Genomic DNA, 23,294 nt, shown 5'->3' with positions numbered 1-23,294 from the left:
GAACAACCGGCTTCCAATCCCCGAATCAAGCTAGATAACACTTTTCACCTTTCTTATAGGATTATCGTGTTTATTAATTAATTCTACCACTCCTAAACTTAAAACCATGATAATTATTTGACATCATGCACCAAAACCACCATTTTGACATTAATTATGTTTTAATAGTATGAAAGACATAGTTCTCCCGGTATATAATAATGCCGTAATCATGAGGAGGTCCTATGAATTACGAGTCTGAATTAAACAAAGAACTTAAAAACCGTCATGATATTGAAACAGCCCTCAATGAGTCGTCAATTGTTGCTGTTACTGATCATCGCGGTGTCATTCAATCAGCTAATGAGAAATTCACTGAGTTGTCCAAGTACACGAATGAAGAACTGATTGGGAGCTATCAAAATATCATTAATTCCGGATATCACAGTCGTGCATTTTTTCATAATCTGTGGAAAACGATAGGATCCGGTAAGGTTTGGAAGGGTGAAATCAAAAATAAAGCCAAGGATGGAACTTATTATTGGGTTGAAACAACCATCATGCCATTCCTAAACGACAATGGAAAACCGTATCAATACATTTCCATACGTCATGATATTACGCAAAGGAAACAATATGAAGAAACCATCAAGCAGCTGGCGTATTATGATCAGCTAACATCATTGCCCAATCGTCATTTGCTTAACGAATGGGGAAACAACCTTGAAGAAAACCATAAGATAACGGTTTTCTTCCTGGATATTGATCGGTTTAAATCACTTAATGATAATTATGGCCATTATGCAGGAGATATCATCTTACAAAAAATTGCTGACAGACTCCGGAGTTGTCTGCGTGATTCGGATTTCATCGTGAGAGAAGGCGGTGATGAGTTTATCATCTTACTGGATAACGTCTATAAGCGTGAAGATATTGAGACATTTGCCAGTAAGATTATCGACCAATTTGAGAAGCCGATTTATATTGATTACCAGTCAATCAGGGTGACAACCAGTATAGGTATTAGCACTAATCAACTCCTGCCAGGGCATGATCATCGGTCAAAAGCCATTGAAACATTTATCCGGAACGCCGATACAGCCATGTACCATGCCAAAAAGCAAGGTGGCAACACGTATTGCTTTAACACACAAAGTCAAAACCATGATATGGAACGCTATCAGCATATGGAACATGAACTAAGATTTGCTCTTGAGAATGATCAGTTCACCATTGTCTATCAGCCTTTTATCGGATTAGAAAGCGAAGAGGTTGTTGGTTTGGAATCGCTGCTGCGCTGGTATAGTCCGTATTTAGGTGCTGTGTCACCCGCAGAATTCATTCCACTTTTGGAAGAATTAGGGCTAATTATCCCTGTCGGCAAATGGATTCTTAAGTCCGTCTGTCAGCAATTAAAGGAATGGCAGAATGAAGGTATTTTTTTACAGAGAGTTTCCGTTAATGTATCGCCCGTCCAATTAAGAAATCGAGACTTCGTCAATGATTTAAAAGCTATTTTAACGGAAACAAAGATTGATCCAGCCTATTTGGATTTAGAGTTGACAGAAGGAACCATTCTCAATGTCAGCGAATCAGCAGCAGTCATTAACGATCTGCAGGCATTGGGTGTCAACATCTCCATTGATGACTTTGGAACAGGGTATTCGTCACTCAATTATCTCAAGCAGTTGCCTATCAATACCCTTAAAATTGATAAATCTTTCATTCATGATTTGGACTTTGACGACGACGTCATCGTCAATACCATCATTAATATGGGACAGAATCTTAATTTCACGGTTTTGGCTGAAGGCATTGAAAGTTATGACCAATTGGCCTACCTCCAAAATCAAAACTGCCATGAAGGTCAGGGATTCTATTGGAGTAAACCGGTTAATGCAACAGCTATTCCTTATTTATACAACAACAATGGACAAGAACAATATGGCGCACCTGCCAGCAAACATTAATAGTTAAAAAGCGCATCAGGTATGGATTGCATCAAACCATACCTGATGCGCTTACGCTCATGTTAGTTGTTGGTATAAAAATTTCTAGTTTACCTTACCGCCATCGTATGAAAAGACCACAGCCGATCTTAATGCGAACAGTGTCAGGCACTGTTCATTTTGAAAATGGAGGAGATTTTATGATGCTTGAACTTATTTGTGTAGAACTTCTCTGTAAAGGAGCCCTTTATGGCTTATACTCTTCACCGCTTCGTATGTAATGATCAACGAAAGAGAAGGCATCATCTAAGGTTAAGATGTCCCAATTTTCCTTTCGTTGGCCCCTGTTACCGGGTACATGATGATGATGATGAGGTTCTGACTTAATTTTGTATTTCCCCGGGGTCCATGATGCATCGTGTAGCTCATTTTCCCAAGCCGAAATATGATTATACAGTTTTCCCATTTTTGGAATGATAACTTTCCATTGGTAATGGTACTCTATAACAAAGCCATCTTCATATTTTTCGGTTGCATGTAACCCTGTCTTCCCGTGTACAGGGTGCTCTATCAGTGGAAACAGCACTGATAACTTATTATTGGTCCGCTTATAATTACCGTATATCGAATCCTTTGGTGACAATTCAATATAATTGCAGAACAAGTCACCATATTTCCCTAATATCTCTGGTATGTTCGCAGGGAGAAGGATTTTTTCCGTCTCACTACTCAATATCCTTCTCTCCTATAATTTGATTGGTTAGCTGCTCTTCCTCTTCAAGGAGATCCCGCCATTCATAATAATCAGAGGGGTCATCCATCATATCAATGTCTATTCCTTCAAAGGATTTTTCAATATAAGGCGTCTTGTATTTCTTTTTGTATTGCATCAATTCTTCATAAACTTCACTTAACCGTTCTTCAGGTGTTTGACGTAATCGCTTCTTCTCTTGATAGAGGTATTGCATCTTAATACAATACACTGGGTCCTTCCAAAGATCTACCGCATGTTTTGGAATCTTATTATGAGAAGACGTATCAATATGTTCAAACCCCTGCTTCATATATTTGTTCAGGGTGACGTTAGATACGCCTAGAAGACTTGCTGCTTGTTTTGGTTTGATCAAATAGTCCTCCCGATATTCGAAAATAATATCTTTACCACTAATTTGATAATACCATTCCTCTAAATCCAGCTTAAGTTTTCCAAATTCCAAATCACTGGTTGGCATGCTAAGTAACATCAGACGTTTTAACCATTCTAATAACGCTAGACGGTTTTTATCCGATAAAATGTATTGCTCATTGAAATGAAGGTAGGTCGTATCAAAGGTAATTTCCTTTAGGCGATCCTTAAAAGTCCCTATCATGATGACGATAATTTGGCTCAAAATATAACTTGTCTCTTTTTCAATCTTTGATTTACTTTTTAACTTATAAGCATTTTCAATGTCTTTTTCTGTTTCTTCAAATATCGTCGCAGTCATCATTTTCACCTCTCTCACCTCCATTATAGCTTTATTGTTAATAAAAAGTCAATTTTAATTAATTAACGATTTATACATAATCATTAATCATTCTATCCAGCCATAGAAAAAATATACGCGATGTTCCACAACAATCGCATTCAACTTTTACTTCTCTTTTTCTTCTAATACCGTTCCAGCTCTTATTCTATCTGTTCTTTCTATTCTATGTTTTTCCCATCTTTCTCCTCTTAGAAAACCGAATTCAACGATTCCCAAGTGTTGTATTCGAACGTACAACTTTTCCCAATACTTCTTCAAAGGTATCCACTTGTCTCCGTTGCTCATCTAAATAACGCTATTTGCTAATAATTCATTCTTTTATTGCTTTTCCCCTTTCCGCACTCTTGTATAACCATATGCGAGAAGCGTGGAAGGTAGACGAACAACGTTGCATTGAGAGCATAGGTACGATTCTCTAGGTGAACGGGTCAAGTAGGAGTGAACCTCTCAGCCTAACGGCTGATTGTGTATCACTCCCCTCTCAGAACCATGCGAGCGGTTTTCCCGCACACGGCTCCACCTATCATCTTCACAGAATGTAACTAATATGATCTCTAAGTTGGTATATATTCACTTTCACAGTTGGTCTTGGAAGTGGAAATTTCTTTAGAAATAAAACGAATTTCTCCCATGTAAAAGACTTCTTCTGGCTTCTTCGATTGAGCCATTTAAAGAGTAACGTTCTTATATTGTCACGAAACAAATCAACCGTTGGCGAATTGTCTGTAATACAATAATAATTATAGTATCCTATAAGTGACTTTCGAATTCTATCCATGATAAATTCGGCACCTTCGGTTCTGTTTTCTTTTAGCCATTTCTTAGTTTGACGCAACTTCGCTCTCATCTTCTTGTTGTCAGTTTTCCGTTTAACTCTGAACTTGCCTTTCTGACTTTGGCTGCAGTAATGCGTGAAACCCAGAAAATTAAACGTCGGGGGTTTCCTATTTCCATTCCGCCTACTGTTCTTTTCCGCAAATCTGCCAAAGGGAATAATGTTCGTCTTGTCCTCTGCAACTTCAAGGTTAAATTTCGCCAATCTCTGTTTGAGGCCTTCAAAGAACTTATACGCGTCCTGCTGATATTGAAAACAGCACACAAAATCGTCCGCATAGCGGACGAGGTACGCTTGTCCTTTACATTCTTTACGTACTTTACGCTCAAACCATAAGTCCAGGACATAATGGAGATAAACATTTGCCAGAATAGGCGAGACAACACCACCCTGTGGTGTGCCAAACTCCTCCTTATATCGCTTGGTTTCCTCCATGTATCCGGCCTTTAAGAATCTGGCTACGAGCCTCAGTATACTGGGATCTTTAATTCGATGTTCCAGAAATGCCAGCATCCAATCATGATCCACATTGTCAAAGAATCCTTTAATATCTACATCTACAATGTAGTTCGTGTACCTCTGTTCAATGTAGACATTAAGAATCTTCAAGGCATCATGACAATTTCTTTTGGGTCTAAAGCCAAAGGAGCAGTCGAGGAAATCATTTTCATAGATTGTGTTAAGAATTTTAGCCAACCCCCGCTGCACGATTTTATCCTCGTGCTCCGGTATCCCCAATGGGCGTTTCTTCCTTGAACCAGCTTTATCAATATAGGTTCGTCTGACCGGTTGGGGGCGATAGCTTTTCTTCTTCATTCTATGAACGAGGTTCTCGACATTATCATTCAATTCTTCACCGTAGTCTTCCTTTGTAACCCCCATAATACCTGCAGCTTTATTGCCGGGTAATTCATAGTGGCATTGCTTTAAAGACTCCTCATCCAACAAATGCGCCAGTGATGTGAATTGCATCCTGGGGTGAGATCTAGCTAATTCCGCTATTCTCGATAGTTTTGTTTCCATTATAATTCCACCTCTGTGTGTAGATAATGTGTCCCTAATAAGAAATGATAGGGGGCTTACCTTTCCTCCACCGGAATTACCCGGCTTCAACGGTACTATGTAGCCCTCCGACTTCCTATCAGACATTTGGTTTCCTCACTTTGTATCGCTTGTACGCCATACTCCCTGCTTCCGCAGGAAGACCCGATAGGACCTCCCGGGTTGCCGTAACATATCCATGTCTAGCGTGCCGTGGTCACCGACCCCGGAAAGGTCTTAATAAGCTCGCCTATTTCACTTATCAAGATGTTGCATTCTGGACTGGCAAAACCATCTGCCCTTTCATTGAGTATTTCGGGGCTCAATCCCTTCAACCGTCGTTTACGGCCCACTAGCTAACAGTTTACGCTTAATGATGGAAGTTACCTTCCATCATCCAAAACTTGCTACGAGCGAGTGGCTAACTCTTACTCGGCGGGCATCCCACCCACTATATGTTACGACCTAAGCCCGGTCGCTCTGCCAGGCACTGTTTGCCATGTTTTCCCGCTTCCAGCCCCCTCGAATCAAGCTGGGTAACACCTCTTATCACCTTTTTTCGATTGTATACATAGAGGGGTTCATCATTATAATCGTATGTAGTAGGGAAAACGTGTCATGAGGAAAGATTTTATATAATTGGTACTTGGTACACACCTTTTTGCCCACCCAACCACTTTCCAACAATTTTCTACGCAAATGGTGTTCATTCGCTGGTATAATAGTCAATAAGACCCAATAGAATAAAAGTGGCGCAAAAGGGGGTATAACCATGGAACCATCCATAACCTGTGATTACGAATATGATGACAAGGTAAGTTTTGCTTTGCAGCAGAATCATGTTCCATTTATGAAGTATTTGTCCATTGAAAATGAATGTGCTGATAAACTTGCAAACCTTGACATTGAGATAACGTCTAATCCTTCTTTCTTTGAACCCAAAACGATACACCTTGAAGAACTGGACCCCGGAGAAGTTGTGAAACTCCATCCTGACATACAGCTATCAGCCGATTTTCTCAGTAATTTGGAAGAAAGCATGACAGGAAATGTTGGAATAAAAGTTACAACTGGTGAGGATGAACTGTATCATATAAATTTACCCGTTGACATTCTCTCCTTTGATTCCTGGCCCGGATCTACGGTACTGCCGGAGATCATTTCCAGTTTTATTACACCAAACCGGCCATTTGTGATGGAGATTATCAAACAAGCATCCCGGATCATGCAGAAAAACACGGATTCGAATGCGATGGATGGCTACCAAAGTGGTGATCCAAATCGGGTTATTGCACAGTTGTCTGCTATTTTTTCGGCTATTCAGTCCTATGGGATAACATATGCCAATCCGCCTGCAAGCTTTGAAGCAGATGGACAGAAAATCCGCTTCCCTGATGTCATTAAAGAACAACGGCTGGGGACGTGTCTAGATTTAACGTTATTGTATGCTGCTTGTGCGGAGGCAATCGGCATCCACCCTATCGTCGTATTTTTCCGAGATCATGCCTATCCTGCTTTTTGGCTGAACGATTTTGCATCGCCAGAAAGTTTTCAAGATGATAAAAGTCTGCTCAGCAAAAATATGGCAGGTGGTATTAATGAGATTGTCGTGGTGGAATCCACTTTATTAACCAATGAAAGATCCAATTTTAACAGTGCGGTGCATTCCGCGGAAAGTACGTTGAACAAACCGGACTACTTCCAATTTTTCATCGATGTCCACCGAAGCCGGATTGGCCAAATTAAACCACTGTCCATTCAAGCAAACGCCGGGGCAAAGATTCAGGCTGCTGTCCAGCCGGAAGAACCTGTCCGAATCAATGATAACTTTGATTTCGAGAAAGTGGAGATTATCCCTGAACATGAGACATCGACGGAAGAATTCAATCAGCAGGAGAGTAAAATCAATTATTGGCAAAATAAGTTAATTGATATGAGCCTTCGTAATAGTCTTTTAAACTATCGCATTCATACACAGGGCATTCCGGTTGTCACATCCGGTCTTGATCAGATTGAGGATATTCTGTCCATGGGCGAGAAAGTGTTTATACAGCCGCTCCCGAACGAGTGGCAGCATAAGGTCCGGGATTTCCGAGATCAAAAGGAACTTCTGACCAGCAACATATTAGCAGATGATATGAAACATAACCGGTTGCGTTCAATCCTGACAGAGACAAAATTGGAAAAGGAACTCGTGAAACTGTACCGGAAAGCCAAAAATACGCTGGAAGAAACCGGCGCCAATTCGCTGTTTATCGCGCTTGGATTTTTGAAATGGTATGATCCGAAGTCCTATTCCCAAGAACGCTTTGCACCAATTCTGCTCCTGCCTGTCGATCTGGTACGGATGTCTGCGAAAAAAGGCTATTATATCAGGGCGCGGGACGAAGAGATTCAAATCAACATCTCCCTAATTGAATACCTGAAGCAAACGTTTGGGATTGATGCATCGCGATTATACAACATTCCGGAAGACGATTATGGTGCTGATGTCAGGAAAGTTCTAACGACGATGCGCCGGATCATTATGCAAATGACGAATTGGGACGTTTATGAGAATGCTAGTATTGGTGTATTCTCCTTTTCCAAGTTTGTCATGTGGAATGACCTTGTGAACCATGCAGAGGAATTAAAAGAAAATAAAGTCGTGAACAGCTTAATGGAAGGAACGTATACTTGGGAATGTCAGGCTTCATTCACCGATTCACTGACTGCAAAAGAGGATGAAGAAGCAAAGGTTTATGCACCATTAAGTTCAGACAGTACCCAGACAGAGGCGGTTCTGGCAACTGGTGAGGACCAAAGTTTTGTGTTGCATGGTCCCCCTGGTTCAGGGAAGTCACAAACCATTACAAACATGATTTCCCATGCACTTGCAACTGGAAAAAGTGTTCTGTTTGTTGCCGAAAAAATGGCTGCATTGAATGTCGTACAAAACCGGCTGGCATCAATTGGCCTAGGTGATTTTTGCCTGGAGGTTTACTCGAATAAAGGACAGAAAAAAGATATCCTTAATCAGCTGGAGACATCCTTCGAGGCCCAGCGTAAAGTGAAGGGGACAGACTGGGATAACAAGTTTGAGGAAATCAAAGCACTAAAGAAAGAATTGAATCAATATGTCGATGAACTTCATCAGTCAACATCGCTTGGCCAGAGTATTTTTGAGATGATTGAAACCTATTCCGACTTGACGGAGCCACAGATCATGATCGAATTTGAGCGAGATAAGGTCATGAAAGTCGATGAAGTAAAACTAAAACGCGTCAGGCAGCTGATTGAAAACATTGCTGTTATCGGGGAAACATGTGGCAGTGTGGCAGCTAACCCATGGATTGGGATCAAACAAACTAATTATTCCTTGAGTCTGCAGGATACAGTCAAAGCGGAATTGGAGGGCATTGCACCTGCTGCGGAAAAGCTTCAGCCATTAGAGGAGGCTTTTCGTGCGCTTGGATTGTCACATGACAGCCGAAATCACCAATGGTACACATTTATTGATAAGCTAATCCCTTATCTAACGAACATGCCAGACGCCAATTTAACCCTTATCGGCAAAGAACATTTCGACCAGCTTCAGTCAAAAATTCATGATGTGGTCAGCACTGGCAGACAGCACGATGAAGCAGCCGACAAAATAAAGGAACGTTTCGACAAAGCTGCTTTAACAATTGATACCGAAACCATGTTGCAGGATTTACGACTCGCCGAAAACAGCTGGTTTATAAAGGAAAAACTGGATAAAGGGAAAATCAAAAAAGAACTGAAGAAATACTTGAAAACAAAAGATAAAATCGAGACAAATGAACTGGAATCCATCATTACCAGCGTTCGCGGGATACAGGAGAAACAAGCATTTTTGCAGCAACATGATGATCGCATGAAAGAATATTTCCCCGCCTTATGGAATGACGGTGCTGGTATGTGGGACGACATGGAAGTTGCCGTCCAATGGATGCGCGACGTCCGGTCGGCTATCGAAGCATTACAGCCGTCACAGGATACGCTGGCAACTATGGCGCAACAGCTGCAGGACAACAAGCAGCAGCTGACAACGTCTCAGATGCAACAGCATATGAACGCGTATACAGCGGGTTATGAAGCCATCATGAAACACTGGGAAACCGTTGAGAAAGAATTAGCTGCCGAGGGTTTACATGAACCTGAACAGCCGGACTGGGCAAACAACGTCAAAAACAAAGCTGCCAACTTGTTGAATGCATTGCCACAGCTGAAAGATAACTGTCAGCTGGCAAGCGCCATCCAGGAAGCAGAATCATTCGGATTACACCATGTGACCAAGCCTTACTTGGCAGGGGAACTGGACGATCACGAACTTCTCCCTTCCTATTTATATGGATTTTACCGTATCCGGATTGATGAAGAAATTTCAAATCGTGAACGTTTGGCCCAGTTTTCGAAAGCAAGCTTCGAGAATAAACTCGACAACTTTTACAACCTTGATGATGAAATCAGTGAACTGACTAGGTTAGAAGTCTATGTGAAATTAATGGATCGTGTCCCTGATTTGCTGAACAATGCCATCGAAAGTTCCGAACCCGGCATCTTGGCCAAGGCTATTCGCAGCAAAGGGCGAGGTATTGCCATTCGCCAGTTATTTGACCGAATTAAAAACCTGTTGCCTAAAATCAAACCGTGCATGCTGATGAGTCCTTTGTCCGTTGCCCAATATCTTGACCCATCATTTCCGAGATTTGATCTGATTATATTTGATGAAGCATCACAGCTTCCGACCAGTGAAGCAATCGGGGCGATGGGACGAGGGAAAAACGTCATTATTGTTGGCGATCCGAAACAATTGCCGCCAACTGACTTTTTTGGCACCAAACAGGAAGAGGATAATTTTGACCTGCAGGACTTGGAAAGTGTTCTAGATGATAGTCTGGCGATACGGCTGCCGCAAAAACATTTAAGGTGGCATTACCGAAGTGAACATGAAAGTCTCATTTCGTTTTCCAACAATCAATTTTACGAAAACAAACTTGTCACCTTCCCATCGATCGATGATATTCATTCACGGGTATCCTTCCGAAATGTGGGTGGTGTATATGATCGCGGAAAAACGAAACAAAACAAAATGGAAGCAGAAGCGATTGTCAATGAAATTTTTAAACGACTGGCGGACCCGGAAAAACAGCATCAAAGCATTGGTGTCGTTACATTCAGTCAGCCGCAACAAACATTGATTGAAGATATGATTGATGAGCGGCTTAAACAGGACGCCTCTCTGGAGAAATATTTTACCGATGAAGTCGAGGAACCTGTCTTCGTTAAAAACCTGGAAAATGTTCAAGGTGATGAACGGGATGTTATTCTCTTTTCTGTTGGATACGGCCCTGATCAAACCGGGCATATGACTCTGAATTTCGGACCGTTGAATCGTGAAGGAGGCTGGCGTCGCCTGAATGTGGCCGTTTCCCGTGCCAAAAAAGAAATGATGATTGTTGCTTCCATGGAACCGGATCAGATCAATCTATCACGGACCAAAGCGGAAGGCGTGCATAGCCTGAAAGCATTTATGGAATTCGCGAAAAAAGGCAATCTGGCATTAACCATGGAAAACCGGCCAAATAGCAAACAAGTAAATTCCAACGTCATCATTCCAAAAATACAGACAGCACTACAGAAGCACGGGTATGAGGTGGAAACAAACGTTGGAAACAGTGCCTTCAAAGTTGACCTGGCAGTCGTTGATAAAGGGAACAACCGACAATACCTTGCCGCCATTCAGCTGGATGGCCACCGATACGCAAGCCGCACCACAACGCGTGACCGCAATAAATTGGGAGATCTTATGCTTAGCAGATTAGGCTGGCATATTATTAAAATCTGGTCAGTGGAATGGTGGCACAACGAAGAAAAACAAATAACGGAATTGATAGCCCAGCTTGAGACTATTGAAAATCAAGCAAAGGCGGCCAGTAAACCGGAGACGCCACCTAAAAAAGAACAGGAATCTATCCGTGCAAAAATTGACGAGCTTGCCCTACCGGAAGAAGCCAAACAGAAAGAAACCTTTTATGAACCAGCTGTGTTAGAAGACGTTCACAGGCTAAATGACGACTTCTACACGTATGAGGCCACACCGATCATCCGGGAACAAATCAAGCAAGTCATCCATCAAGAAGCACCGGTCAGCTTTTCCAGATTAACCAAACTAATTATCAATGCCTGGGGATTCTCAAGAAGCGGTACCAAGTTGGAAAGAGTTATCCAAAATGCCCTAACCAATTCAGGATTTTACGAAACAACAGAAGAAAAAGGAAAATTCATTTGGCTAGATGAAGAGCAATTCGAAACCTACTGTGACTTTCGAGTGACGAAACATGAGCGCAGAGCTTTACAGGATATCAGTAAGATTGAATATGCTAATGGCGTCCTGGGCATCACAAAAACGGCACTTCGCCTGCCAAAAGCCGATCTGATGCGCGAGATATCCAAGCAGCTCGGCTACAACCGGACCAGCAATAACACAGAGAAGTACGTTCAGGAAGCTATTGATTTCAATATTGAAAAAGGGTTAATCACAGCAGATGACAAGGAAAATATAGAGATTACAGGATAATAGGAATTGGAGTCTTAAACCTTGTTTGGGACTCCTTTATTTTGTAGATACACATGCGAAAAATAACACACATATTCTATTCCCAGTCATTGGAGTAGTCACAGACATTTTAATTTTATTATTCCAACAAATGATGTATAATATAAATAGATATGTAACAGCCCTTCAAGGGGGCGACTCACATTAGAGTAAAGATGATCACCCTGAATGCCTGCTAGGCCCTACAGGGTGGTTATTTCTTTTCTGACAGAATGGCAACTACAAGAGCCGCAAACGATATCATTACAATCAATGACTCGTACACTGTTATTAGCATCACCCCCTTTCTGTATAGATGAAAAGGGAGTGAGCCACCACCCATGAAAGCCTTACTACACTGAATTTATGATGACATAGATTCACCCTTATATAGCCACGACATTTTCTGCATATTCTTTTAAACAGGTGGGAGCGCTCAAAACGTCCGAGAATGGTCTGGGTGCCTGGCATATATAATTTCGGCGTGCCTGATTAGAAATGGGATCAGACTGGCATAAACGCACGTCTTTCTCTTGCGGGGATTTTCCCGCGGGCCACTAAATAAAAAACACTCCATTTGGACTGCGTTCATTTCATTGCTGACCGATTGCCTTTTTGATTCTGTATATTTCGGTTTCGTTTTCGAAGTTTTCCTGGCAAGCAGATCCATACTGTCCTGCAATTTGTTTACCCTTTCACCCATTGCATCAAAGTCTTGGATCTGGCACCCATTACGTTCCTGACCGCCTTCAAAAATCGAAACACTCCCCCCCTCTCCATTCAAATTCAATTGACAATTTTCGTATTTTGCAGGAAAATCAATGCAATCCGATGTATTTTCATACTTAATGTACCGTCATCTGATAGACTAGATAAAAGAAAAAAGAAATATACCAAACACAAAAGGAGATTTCTATGAAAATAACAACCATTGAGGCTTTTGTCATTGAACTACCATTAATCGAACCATTCACAATCAGTTATGTTTCCTACGACAAGATGCCGTCGGTCATTGTAAAAGTGACGACAGACGATGGCTGGACGGGCTACGGGGAAGGCGTTGCGGATGAACATGTGACAGGTGAATCGGTCGAAAGTGTTTATCATGTAATCACAAAGACGCTTGCCCCCCATCTCATTGGTGAAAATCCACTGAATTTGGAAGCACTGCACGACACGATGGACCGGGCAATTCTTGGCGCCCCGACCGCGAAAGCTGCACTGGATATCGCATGTTTCGATATTGCCGGAAAAGCGCTTGGTGTACCCGCTTATGCCCTGCTTGGCGGCCGCTTCCATGACACGTTTCCTATTACCCATGTACTCAGCATTGATACGCCGGAAAATATGGCCGACAAGGCGGAGAATCATGTTGCCAAGGGCTATACATCGTTTAAACTGAAAGTGGGCTACGATAAACAGGATGATGTCGACCGGATTAAAGCCATCTCCGAACGTGTTGGCGACCGCGCTCAGATTCGCGTTGATGTCAATCAGGGGTGGCAATCAGCTGCTACCACATTACAGGCACTAAATGATTTACACAACGTATCCCTTGACTGGCTGGAACAACCGGTAACAGCATCTGATATTGATGCCCTTGCCGAAGTAAAAGATAAGGCTACGGTACCGGTTATGGCCGATGAAGCACTCACTGGTTTCAAGGAGATGCGAGAAATTATTGCCAAACGGGCTGCCGAGAAAGTGAATATTAAGCTAATGAAATGCGGCGGCTTGTATCCGGCTGCCAAACTAGCAGCTATGGCTGAAATGGCTGGTATGGACTGCCAAGTCGGCTCCATGGTGGAGTCATCAATTGGTTCAGCAGCAGGATTTCATGTGGCTTTTTCCAAAAAAATGATAACAAGTGTCGAGCTCACCGGTCCACTTAAGTTTTCCCGGGATATCGGCAATCTGCATTATGACGTGCCATTTATCCAATTGAATGAACAGCCGGGACTTGGCGTGGATGTTGATGAACGCATCCTCCACGATTTAACCCTTTATTCAGAGGAGGTTACACCATGATGGAAACATCCGTCCTTGCCAAAGGTGAACTGAAGACAACCGGCGAGCCATTTCATGTCCACAAGCTCGTCATGACTGATCTTGCGGACATTCAGCGACTGCAAGCCTTTGTAAAAGCATCATTGGACCATTCTGAATACCTTCAACCGCTTACAACAGAGGAATTTGAATCTATTTTATCGGGGAACGGGTTTATGATTGGAACGTTCGTCAACCAAGACTTGATTGCGTTTCGGGCCATGATGGTGCCTGGGGTCGAGCATCCGGAGCATCTCGGGATGGAGATTGGACTCAAGGAAGAAGATTTTACAAAGCTGATCCATTCCGAAATTTCGGTCGTCCACCCTGATTATCGCGGCAATGGGCTGCAGCGATATATGGGCAACCTGGTCATGGCGAATGTTGATAGAGAATGCTTCCGGTATGTGGCGACAACGGTTGCCCCGTTCAATATCGCCAGTCTGAAGGATAAGCTCGCGCTCGGAATGGAAATCGTTGCGCTCATCGAAACATACAACGGGAAAATGCGCTATGTGCTTTTCCGAGATTTTTTATCGGATGACAAGCCTTCCACGAATGACGTAAGAACCGTTGACATGGGTAAGACGGAAACCCAACAGCATTTACTGGAAGCCGGCTATCGTGGGGTGTCTATTCAAGACAACGCTGGAACATATGCGGTCACGTATCAACGGTAGAGTGACCATTTTCAGTCGTGATGTATGAAATTGGTAAAGGCGGTGAAATAATGACAAAACTTGAGAATCGTGTGGCAGACGCGTTTCACCATTTGCACCAGCATGCCGAAATTAGCTGGGAAGAAACAGGAACAACGGCGTATATCGCATCCATTTTGAAGGAATACGGGTGTACCGTGACGACGTTTTCGGACTGCACAGGCGTTGTCGGCGAATACGGCCATTTTGACAGCAACCTGCCTGTCGTAGCTATCCGCGCCGACATGGATGCGCTGTGGCAAGAAGTGAACGGGACATTCCAGGCCAACCACTCCTGCGGGCATGATGCGCATATGGCGATGGTACTTGGATTGGTATCGAAAATAACAGACGATCCTGCGCTGAAAAATAAAGTAGCCTTGAAGATCATTTTTCAGCCCGCCGAAGAAAAAGGAGAAGGCGCACTCAAAATGGTGGAAAAAGGCGTGGTCGATGATGTCGATTATTTATTTGGCATCCACCTCCGCCCGATCGAGGAAACTACGATGGATAACGCAGCGCCGGTCATTGTCCACGGGGCGAACACCACGTATATAGCTGACATCAACGGCCATGATGCTCATGCGGCCCGTCCGCATTTGAACGCCAACGCAATTGAAGTTGCATCGGCCATCGTCAGTCAGCTTAACAATATTCACCTGAACCCGCGTATCCCCCATTCGGTAAAAATGACCAACATTACCGCCGGGGGCAAAAATACGAATATCATTCCAGGTAATGCTTCGTTTGCGGTCGATATGCGCACACAGGATAATCAGACGATGGATGATTTAACGCGTAAGGTGAAAGATATTTTTCAGGCAATGGAAAGTATCCATGGGGTGGAAATCCCGATAACGGACATGGAATACATCCCGGCAGCAGCCGTTAACGACGAAGCCATTCAAATCATGGAAAACGCCACAGCCCGGGTACTCGGGGAGGCCCATGTCGATGCGCCACTCATCACGCCGGGTGGAGACGATTTTCATTTTTACACGATTAAGCGCCCGGACTTAAAAGCCACCATGCTTGGCCTGGGATGTGACCTAAAACCCGGCCTCCACCACCCGGATATGACCTTTAATCATGATGCGTTAATGAACGGGGTCGACATATTGTACGAAGCGGTTAAAGGCGTGTACCGTGATGACAGTTAGTACGTTTTCAGACATAATCAATACCATCAAAACATCACTATTTGTCCACTAAAATGACTATAAAGATTACAGAATAGTAGCCATTTGCTATAATAAACAAAAGCGAAACAACATAAGCAAAAGTAGCTGAAAGACTAGTAATAGACGGGGAGGAATACCCTTTGACGAACGTGATCCATTTCGAAAACGTTTCATGGAAAAGACCTGATGAAACCATCTTACATACCATCAATTGGCGGGTTTCCAAAGGCGAGCATTGGGCGATTCTCGGGTTGAACGGATCCGGTAAGACAACACTTTTGAATATGGTAAATGGCTATATTTGGCCGACGACAGGAACTGTTCGTGTCCTCGGACAGACATTTGGAAAAACGGACATTCGTGAGCTGCGTAAAGCAATTGGTTGGGTCAGTTCATCGCTGCAAGAACGAATCAAGGGAACTGGAACTGATCGTGTCGAGCAAGTGGTAGTCAGCGGTAAATTTGCATCGTTTGGACTATACGATGAGCCGACACACGATGATTATGAACGAGCTTATCAGGTGATGGAACAGATTGGGTGCGCTAATCTATATGGTCGGTCTTACCAAACATGCTCACAGGGAGAAAAGCAAAAAGTTCTGATTGCCCGTGGTCTGATGGCCGCACCGGCGTTACTCATTCTTGATGAGCCTACCAACGGCCTTGACTTTATCGCACGCGAAGAGTTGCTTGCTTCCATTGAGCAGCTGGCAAAACAATCGGATGCACCTACTATCATTTTCGTTACGCATCATATTGAGGAAATCATGCCGATCTTCAGTCATACGTTATTGCTGCGGGAAGGGACCGTTTTTGAACAAGGAAACACGGAAAATATATTGTCCAAGCCCACGCTATCACAGTTTTATCAACTTCCTGTTGAAGCAATCGAGCAAAATGGCCGCAAATGGATATCGTTACAAGAAACGACTTTTGAAACAAATGAATAGGGATAAGCTTAAAACACCTTCCAAATGACGAAGGTGTTTTTTGTTCGTCTTACACCCTTTCACCTATACAATTAAGAATAAAATTCCAAACATCACACATACTACAAAAATAGTATATTCTTCGGTTTTTGGAGAGGGTGATTGTATGTGGCGAAAATGGCGTAAAAAGGAAAAAAAGAATAAGCAGTCGACCCTGAAACAATCAAATCAGGAACAGGAGCCGCTCTATAACAATATAACTGATAATGAAAACCAGCTGCGATCGATTTATGAAAATTGTTCCGATGTCATCGTGCACCCTTTTACCATTGGTGGAAAGCATCAGGCTATTCTTCTTTACATAGATGGGTTATCCAATACCGAGGAGATCGATGACAGTGTGCTTTCACCGCTCATGAAAGCAACAGACAGCGATCAGGAGCAGCAGGTGGATACCTTGATTAAAAACACGGTAGCTGTTGCCGATACAAACGAAGCCACCACATTCTCGGACTGTGTCCAAGCTGTTTCTGCCGGAAAGCCGGTCGTTCTAGCAGACAACAGTTCAACGGGATTTTCCTTAGGTTTATCCAAATGGGAAAAGCGCTCGGTGGAATCACCGGACGCCGAAAAAGTGATACGGGGGCCGCGAGAGGGCTTTGTGGAAACCTTAACCGTCAATACATCGATGTTAAGGCGCAAAATCAGAAGTCCCAAACTGAAAATGCAATCGATGGAAATAGGGCATTATACCAAAACAAGCGTTTCCATTGCCTATGTGGAGGGATTAGTGGACAAAACGTTAATCGAAGAAGTGACCAATCGATTGAATCGAATTGACGTCGATGGCGTTCTGGAAAGTGGTGTCATCGAAGAATTCATTGAAGATGACCCATCCTCCCCTTTTCCGCAAACATTGGCGACGGAGCGGCCGGATACGGTAACAGCCAATTTGCTTGAAGGCCGCGTTTCGATATTGGTTGACGGGACGCCTTTTTCACTCGTTGTGCCGACAACGCTTTATTCGCTATTGCAGTCGAATGAGGATTATTACCGACGTTACATAATGGCTACGGCCACTCGTTGGCTTCGATACCTTTTCCTTGTTATGTCACTGCTTTTTCCAGCGTTATATGTAGCGGTACTCACCTATCATCAGGAAATGATACCAACGTCGCTGTTAATCAGTATGGCTGCATCGAGAGAACAGGTTCCATTTCCAGCACTTGTGGAAGTACTGATCATGGAAATAACATTCGAAGCGTTGCGGGAAGCAGGGGTGCGACTGCCTAAACAGGTAGGGTCTGCGGTGAGTATTGTGGGGGCGCTCGTTATTGGCGAAGCGGCGGTTTCAGCCGGTATTGTTTCCGCGCCAATGGTTATCGTTGTGGCTATAACGGGGATTGCCTCGTTTACCATTCCGCGTTATTCAGTAGCCTTTACTATCCGTATGCTGCGCTTTCCGATGATTTTCCTTTCCGGAACCCTAGGATTACTTGGCATCATGCTTGGAATAATTATAATTATCGTGCACTTGGCGACACTGCGCTCATTTGGTGTTCCTTACCTGAGTCCAATGGCTCCAATGCATTTCAGTGAAATAAAGGATGTACTAGTACGTTCGCCTTGGTGGAAATTAAATAAACGGCCACGCCTGACCGGAAAATATGATAAATATCGTCAATCTTCCGGGCAAAAGCCGGGTCCAATACGGGGAAAAGAGTAATCTAACGTTTTTAGAAACGAGGTGGACGCAGATGATAGAAAAAGGACGAATCAGTGCTTTGCAAATGGCCGTTTTACTTTATCCAACCGTTGTTGCGACGGCCATTCTCGTTTTGCCGGCTACTACAGGCGAATTTGCAAAACAGGATATGTGGCTGTCAACCATCTGGGCGTCCCTTTTTGGTTATTTTTCAGTTTTTATCGCATACCGCCTCCACAGCTACTTCCCGCAACAAACAATGCTGCAATACAGTGAAACGATTGCAGGTACAGTCCCTGGAAAGCTGATCGGTTTCGGTTTATTATTCTTCCTTATTCATACGAATGGTATGAATTTGCGGGATTACGGGGAATTTGTGACTGGGAATTTTCTTCAGCAGACACCATTAATCGTTACTGTTGCAAGTATGGCCTTTGTCTGTGCCATAACGGTTCGTGGCGGGCTGGAAGTCGTGGCAAGAAGCTCACAGATTTTTGTTCCTGTCTTTATCGTGTTATTTCTGTTTATCGTTGTGTTATTAATTCCTTCGTTAAACCCACAAAATGTATCCCCTATTATGGGTAAAGGCGTGGCCCCATCGATCAAGGGGGCGTTTATCCCTGCCCAATGGTTTAATGAATTATTTCTTATCTCTTTTCTGCTGCCTTACTTGCATCATAAAGAGAAGGGGTTGAAATGGGCGATGCTGTCAACAGCGCTTATCATGATAACGTTGATCATAACGAATGTGTTCGCGCTTCTTTTGTTTGGTAATATCACCTCCTCGTTTACCTATCCGGTTATGGATGCGGCACGTTACATCAGTGTAGCCGATTTTCTGCAGCATGTTGAAGCTGTCGTTATGGCCATATGGGTCACAGGTATGTTTATCAAAATTTCTGTTTTCTTCTACGCCATTGTCGTCGGTATGGCTCAGTGGCTGCAGTTATCCGACTATCGCCCGATTGTGTTTCCGATGGGTTTTCTGGTAATCATTGTCAGTATGTGGAGTGCTCCTAGTTTGCAAAAGCTATCCCATTTCTCAAGCACCACTTGGCCTTTTTATGTCCTTTTTTTCCTGACGATCATTCCGATTCTATTGCTGCTGACAGCTATGGCACGGAAAAAGATTTCCCTGCAAAGCAGCAACGTTGAAAGGAGAAAATCATGAAACTCTTACGAAAGACAGGAAATCGGAAACATGTGCTTCTCTTATGCTTGATCCCTATTTTTCTTTCAGGCTGCTGGGACCGGGCGGAAGTTAATGATTTGGCAATTGTTTCAGGAATGGGAATCAATAAGACAGATGAAGGCGATATTAAATTGTCAGTACAAATCATTAACCCGAAAGCCATAGGTGGACAAGGAAACAGCGGTGGCGGGCAAAGCGGCGGAAATCCCGTAACTGTTGAGACAGCTGTTGGCAAAACGATATTTGATGCCAGATCCAAACTGCAGGAACAATTCTCACGGAAGCTTTTTGAAGGGCATAACCGTGTTGTCATTATTGGCAAATCGTTGGCTGAAGCAGGCATTCGAAAGCATATCGATTTTTTTGCCCGGTTTCCCAATCCTCGCCTTCGGGCAAATGTATTCTTTACCGATGGGAAAGCAAGTAAAATTTTAAAAGTGATACCAAACCTCGAGGTGGATTCAGCAGAAGTGGCACGAGAGCTGGCCCAGCTCCAAATTGGAATGAATGTAACAATCAAGGATCTGCTGCAACAAATGGCCAGCGAGTCGGGAGATGTGGCATTGCCACGAATTAGTGTCAATAAAGGGAAGCTTGGCGAGGGGTTACGTGTCAATGGAACGGCGATTTTCAAAAAAGATCAATTGGTTGGACAAATCGATGATAAGGTAACAAGAGGGCTACTATGGCTCATTGATCAGATCCAATTATCCACCGTCACCATTAAACCGAAAGATGCTAAAGGTTATATCTCCTTTAAACTGCTGCGTTCGAGTACGGAATTAAAACCAAAAATCAAAAACGGAACATGGACGATGACCGTTAACATCACGACTGAAGATGATGTTGCCGAGAATGAAACCAAGCTGGACATGATGGATCCAAAAGTAACTAAAAAACTGGAAAAACAACTGGAAAAAAGAATCGATAAGCGTATTGAAATGACACTTGACAAAGTGCAAAAAGGGATGGAGGCCGATGTATTTAATTTTGCCGAGGCGTTTCACCGCACCTATCCAAATCAATGGAAAAAAGCAAAAAATAAGTGGGAAGAGAAATTCCCTGAATTAGAAATCAACATCCAAAGTACCGCAAAGATAAGAAGACCGGGTCGATCAACGGGGCCACAAGGTGTACCGCCAGATAAGGAGGAACAGAAATGAAATGGTTAACGGTTCTCGGGATTGTTGTCATTGCCATTCTTATAACCCTCTATGAGTGGCCGAAAATGACCAAAGATCAGAAAAAGGAAAAAAAAGCGTTTACGGTATTCACGATAGGCAGCGTCGTTCTGGCCGTTCTGCTCGTTTATTTTCCTGAAATGCCGGGACCCACCCAATTAGTCGATAGCATCTTCAAGCCTTTAGGAAAACTGCTGGAGAAATAACGGCTGCTGGACAATGTATGGATAGGAGAGGGTGAAGCCAATTGATGGACAAAGTAAGAATCAGCGCAATGCAGATGGCCATTTTGCTTTATGCAACAATCATGGCCACTGCTGTATTAATAGCGCCATCCGTCATAGGTAAATTTGCCAAACAAGATATGTGGATATCTCCCGTATGGGGGGCGATCACCGGTTTTCTGACCGTCTTTATAGCCTATCGATTAAATAAAGCCTATCCAGAGCAAACGATCATCCAGTACAGTGAAAAAATCGTCGGACGAATCCCGGGAAAATTAATCGGATTCCTGTTCCTCGTCTATTACTTACATCTTAATGCCATTTCTTTAAGAGAATATGGCGAGTTTGTTAAGGGCAATTTTCTTATAGAGACGCCAATGGTTATTTTACTCGGAACCATGGCATTCGTCTGTGTATTCGCGGTTCGCGGTGGAATAGAAGCGATGGCAAGAAGTGCGCAAATATTCGTCCCGTTGGTCATTGTTTTGTTTCTGTTTATTGCGATCATGCTCATTCCGGATTTGAAACCTAAAAACATGCTGCCGGTTATGGAAAATGGACCAGGTCCTTCTATAATGGGCGGGTTTATTTCATCGAGTTGGTTTATGCAATTTTTTCTCATCGCTTTCTTATTGCCATCGTTAGGCAAAGGTGAGAAAGGGTTGAAATGGGGGTCGTTATCGGTGATCGCAGTCATGGTTACGCTGGCAATATCTAATTTATTTTCACTTTTGTTACTTGGCGACATCACATCCACATTTGTTTATCCAGTCATGAGCGCTGTCCGATTTATAAGTATAGCCGAGTTCCTTCAACATCTGGAGTCGATTGTTATGGCGATTTGGGTTGCTGGCACATTTGTCAAAATTGCCGTCTTTCATTATGTGCTTGTGATCGGTACGGCGCAATGGTTGAACCTGTCTGATTATAAGCAGCTTGTGTACCCGCTTGGGTTTTTATTAGTGATTGTTGCTATTTGGTCGGCACCAAATTTACAAAAAGTTGCTCATGTATTGGCTACGACATGGCCCTTTTATGACATACTGGTCCATGTGCTTATCCCCGTTCTATTGTTGTTCGTAGCAATGATACGGAAAAAAGCTACGAAAGGCTCTAATTAAAAAGCGAGCCTCCCGGAATGGAAAGCTCGCTCTTTTTTAGATTTCCGGCGTTGGTGTTGGCTCCGGATAGTCGGCTTCCTGGTACTTTTCATCAATCATTTTCCGAATGTCTTTTATGGATTTGCCTTTATTCCACTCAACGACCGATTCGGCTGCTATATCCAGACATGCCTGACATTTCGTTGCATGATCATCCCAAACCAGCGATCCGTCATCCTTGTTTTGGTTGATAAAGCAATCGTAGTTGCTTGTATGTCCAAATTCACCACAGCCGCAATAGCAAGGAATGGATTCCAGTAAATCCTGACTGTTTGCTACCGCCGTATATAGGTTTTTCATATCATCCGACTTGGCATCCAAAAATGAAGGGAGCTCATTGACTGAAGCGGTCGTTTCACGGACATCTCCCGTATTTGCTTTGTTTGTCGGCTTATCGTTATTTTCTCCGCTTGAACAAGCACTTACAAACACCATCACCAGAACAAAGCCTATTACGAAATATTTCTTCAATGGTTGTACACTCCTTCTTGCGCGTCGTTTTTCTTATCATACCATGTATTTTATCTGAAAAGAAGTCTGTCACACCATTATTTGCACCCGTACCCACTTTACCAGTCGGTTTTTTCATGAACGATGGCATTATATTTTTGCAGCAGTTTTCCGAAATAAGCCTGCTCCTCAGCTGACCAATCCTCCAAAATATAAGCTAAATAACGATAACGCTGTTGCCTGTACTCTTCCATTTCCTTGATACCTGATGTCGTAATTTGATAAAAGTACGATCTGCCATCATTCGGATTCGGGATTTTTTCAATATATTGGGATTGAACGAGTGCTGCAGCTTGTCTACTGACCGTTGACATATCAAGATGTAGCTGTTCTGCCAGTTTTTTCACCCCAATCGGACCGTGATGATAAAGTTCACGCAGCAAGATATATGCGGAACGTTCCAGATTGCCAAAGCGCTTTTCTGTCAAAGTAACACGTCTTACAAAAACACTTATTTCTTGCTCAATTAATTCCAAGGATTCATCATCCATGTTACCACCTCACGACTATCCTATAATTCATTTCATCTGTGAG

17 protein-coding genes are annotated in these 23,294 nt (G+C 43.1%); 11 read left to right on the top strand and 6 right to left on the bottom strand.

The features are described 5' to 3' along the window. The first annotated feature begins 224 nt into the window (after positions 1–224). A complete protein-coding gene (locus ACZ5Q7_RS09015) occupies positions 225–1,949 on the top strand; it encodes an EAL domain-containing protein (protein WP_343751778.1) in 1,725 nt (574 codons plus the stop codon). Between the two features lie 226 nt (positions 1,950–2,175). Here the strand turns inward: ACZ5Q7_RS09015 and ACZ5Q7_RS09010 are convergent, their stop codons facing one another. The 3 genes from ACZ5Q7_RS09010 to ltrA all read right to left on the bottom strand — a co-directional run bounded on the left by ACZ5Q7_RS09010 (position 2,176) and on the right by ltrA (position 5,441). Beyond that, positions 2,176–2,661, bottom strand: a complete 486-nt coding sequence (locus ACZ5Q7_RS09010; RefSeq protein WP_343751777.1) for a hypothetical protein — start codon at positions 2,659–2,661, stop codon at positions 2,176–2,178. Next, on the bottom strand, positions 2,654–3,424 hold the full coding sequence (locus ACZ5Q7_RS09005) for a DNA-binding protein (RefSeq protein ID WP_425542356.1): 771 nt from the start codon (positions 3,422–3,424) through the stop codon (positions 2,654–2,656). Before ACZ5Q7_RS09005 ends, ACZ5Q7_RS09010 begins: the two co-directional genes overlap by 8 nt. Before the next feature lie 562 nt (positions 3,425–3,986). Beyond that, positions 3,987–5,441, bottom strand: a complete 1,455-nt coding sequence (gene ltrA / locus ACZ5Q7_RS09000) for a group II intron reverse transcriptase/maturase (RefSeq protein ID WP_464432767.1) — start codon at positions 5,439–5,441, stop codon at positions 3,987–3,989. Between the two features lie 664 nt (positions 5,442–6,105). Between ltrA and ACZ5Q7_RS08995 the strand changes: the two genes are divergently transcribed. Next, on the top strand, positions 6,106–11,916 hold the full coding sequence (locus ACZ5Q7_RS08995; protein WP_343751077.1) for a DUF3320 domain-containing protein: 5,811 nt from the start codon (positions 6,106–6,108) through the stop codon (positions 11,914–11,916). Between the two features lie 232 nt (positions 11,917–12,148). Here the strand turns inward: ACZ5Q7_RS08995 and ACZ5Q7_RS08990 are convergent, their stop codons facing one another. Beyond that, the gene (locus ACZ5Q7_RS08990; RefSeq protein WP_464433198.1) at positions 12,149–12,199 is read right to left on the bottom strand and encodes a hypothetical protein; all 51 of its coding nucleotides are present in this window, start codon (positions 12,197–12,199) and stop codon (positions 12,149–12,151) included. A 650-nt stretch (positions 12,200–12,849) separates the two neighbouring features. Here ACZ5Q7_RS08990 and ACZ5Q7_RS08985 point away from each other — a divergent pair. The 9 genes from ACZ5Q7_RS08985 (at position 12,850) to ACZ5Q7_RS08945 (ending at position 22,211) form a co-directional block, all read left to right on the top strand. Further along, positions 12,850–13,962, top strand: coding sequence for a mandelate racemase/muconate lactonizing enzyme family protein (locus ACZ5Q7_RS08985; protein WP_343751078.1), 1,113 nt, complete (start codon positions 12,850–12,852; stop codon positions 13,960–13,962). Next, the gene (locus ACZ5Q7_RS08980; RefSeq protein ID WP_343751079.1) at positions 13,959–14,660 is read left to right on the top strand and encodes an N-acetyltransferase; all 702 of its coding nucleotides are present in this window, start codon (positions 13,959–13,961) and stop codon (positions 14,658–14,660) included. The genes ACZ5Q7_RS08985 and ACZ5Q7_RS08980 overlap by 4 nt, the downstream gene beginning before the upstream one ends. A gap of 50 nt (positions 14,661–14,710) precedes the next feature. Next, positions 14,711–15,838 carry a M20 peptidase aminoacylase family protein gene (locus tag ACZ5Q7_RS08975; RefSeq protein ID WP_343751080.1) on the top strand — a complete coding sequence of 376 codons (1,128 nt, stop codon included), beginning with the start codon at positions 14,711–14,713 and terminating at the stop codon, positions 15,836–15,838. A gap of 161 nt (positions 15,839–15,999) precedes the next feature. Beyond that, complete coding sequence (locus ACZ5Q7_RS08970; protein WP_343751082.1) at positions 16,000–16,809, top strand: ABC transporter ATP-binding protein; 810 nt, start codon at positions 16,000–16,002, stop codon at positions 16,807–16,809. 145 nt (positions 16,810–16,954) lie between these two features. After that, a complete protein-coding gene (locus ACZ5Q7_RS08965) occupies positions 16,955–18,514 on the top strand; it encodes a spore germination protein (protein WP_343751083.1) in 1,560 nt (519 codons plus the stop codon). A gap of 31 nt (positions 18,515–18,545) precedes the next feature. Next, positions 18,546–19,664: a GerAB/ArcD/ProY family transporter gene (locus ACZ5Q7_RS08960; RefSeq protein WP_343751084.1), complete on the top strand. Its 1,119-nt coding sequence runs from the start codon at positions 18,546–18,548 to the stop codon at positions 19,662–19,664. Next, positions 19,661–20,848, top strand: a complete 1,188-nt coding sequence (locus tag ACZ5Q7_RS08955; RefSeq protein WP_343751085.1) for a Ger(x)C family spore germination protein — start codon at positions 19,661–19,663, stop codon at positions 20,846–20,848. The genes ACZ5Q7_RS08960 and ACZ5Q7_RS08955 overlap by 4 nt, the downstream gene beginning before the upstream one ends. Continuing rightward, on the top strand, positions 20,845–21,072 hold the full coding sequence (locus tag ACZ5Q7_RS08950) for a hypothetical protein (RefSeq protein WP_343751086.1): 228 nt from the start codon (positions 20,845–20,847) through the stop codon (positions 21,070–21,072). Before ACZ5Q7_RS08955 ends, ACZ5Q7_RS08950 begins: the two co-directional genes overlap by 4 nt. 44 nt (positions 21,073–21,116) lie before the next feature. Next, the gene (locus ACZ5Q7_RS08945) at positions 21,117–22,211 is read left to right on the top strand and encodes a GerAB/ArcD/ProY family transporter (protein ID WP_343751087.1); all 1,095 of its coding nucleotides are present in this window, start codon (positions 21,117–21,119) and stop codon (positions 22,209–22,211) included. A gap of 36 nt (positions 22,212–22,247) precedes the next feature. On the opposite strand, the gene ACZ5Q7_RS08940 is transcribed toward ACZ5Q7_RS08945, so the two are convergent. Beyond that, entirely contained in the window at positions 22,248–22,685 is a 438-nt protein-coding gene (locus tag ACZ5Q7_RS08940; protein ID WP_425542341.1) for a PCYCGC motif-containing (lipo)protein, read from the bottom strand. Between the two features lie 134 nt (positions 22,686–22,819). Further along, on the bottom strand, positions 22,820–23,251 hold the full coding sequence (locus ACZ5Q7_RS08935; RefSeq protein ID WP_343751089.1) for a MarR family winged helix-turn-helix transcriptional regulator: 432 nt from the start codon (positions 23,249–23,251) through the stop codon (positions 22,820–22,822). Positions 23,252–23,294: the final 43 nt, after the last annotated feature.

It is taken from the genome of Lentibacillus halophilus (assembly GCF_055395055.1).
Note: the sequence above shows the minus strand (reverse complement) of the source record. Positions and strands in the feature narration are given on the sequence as shown.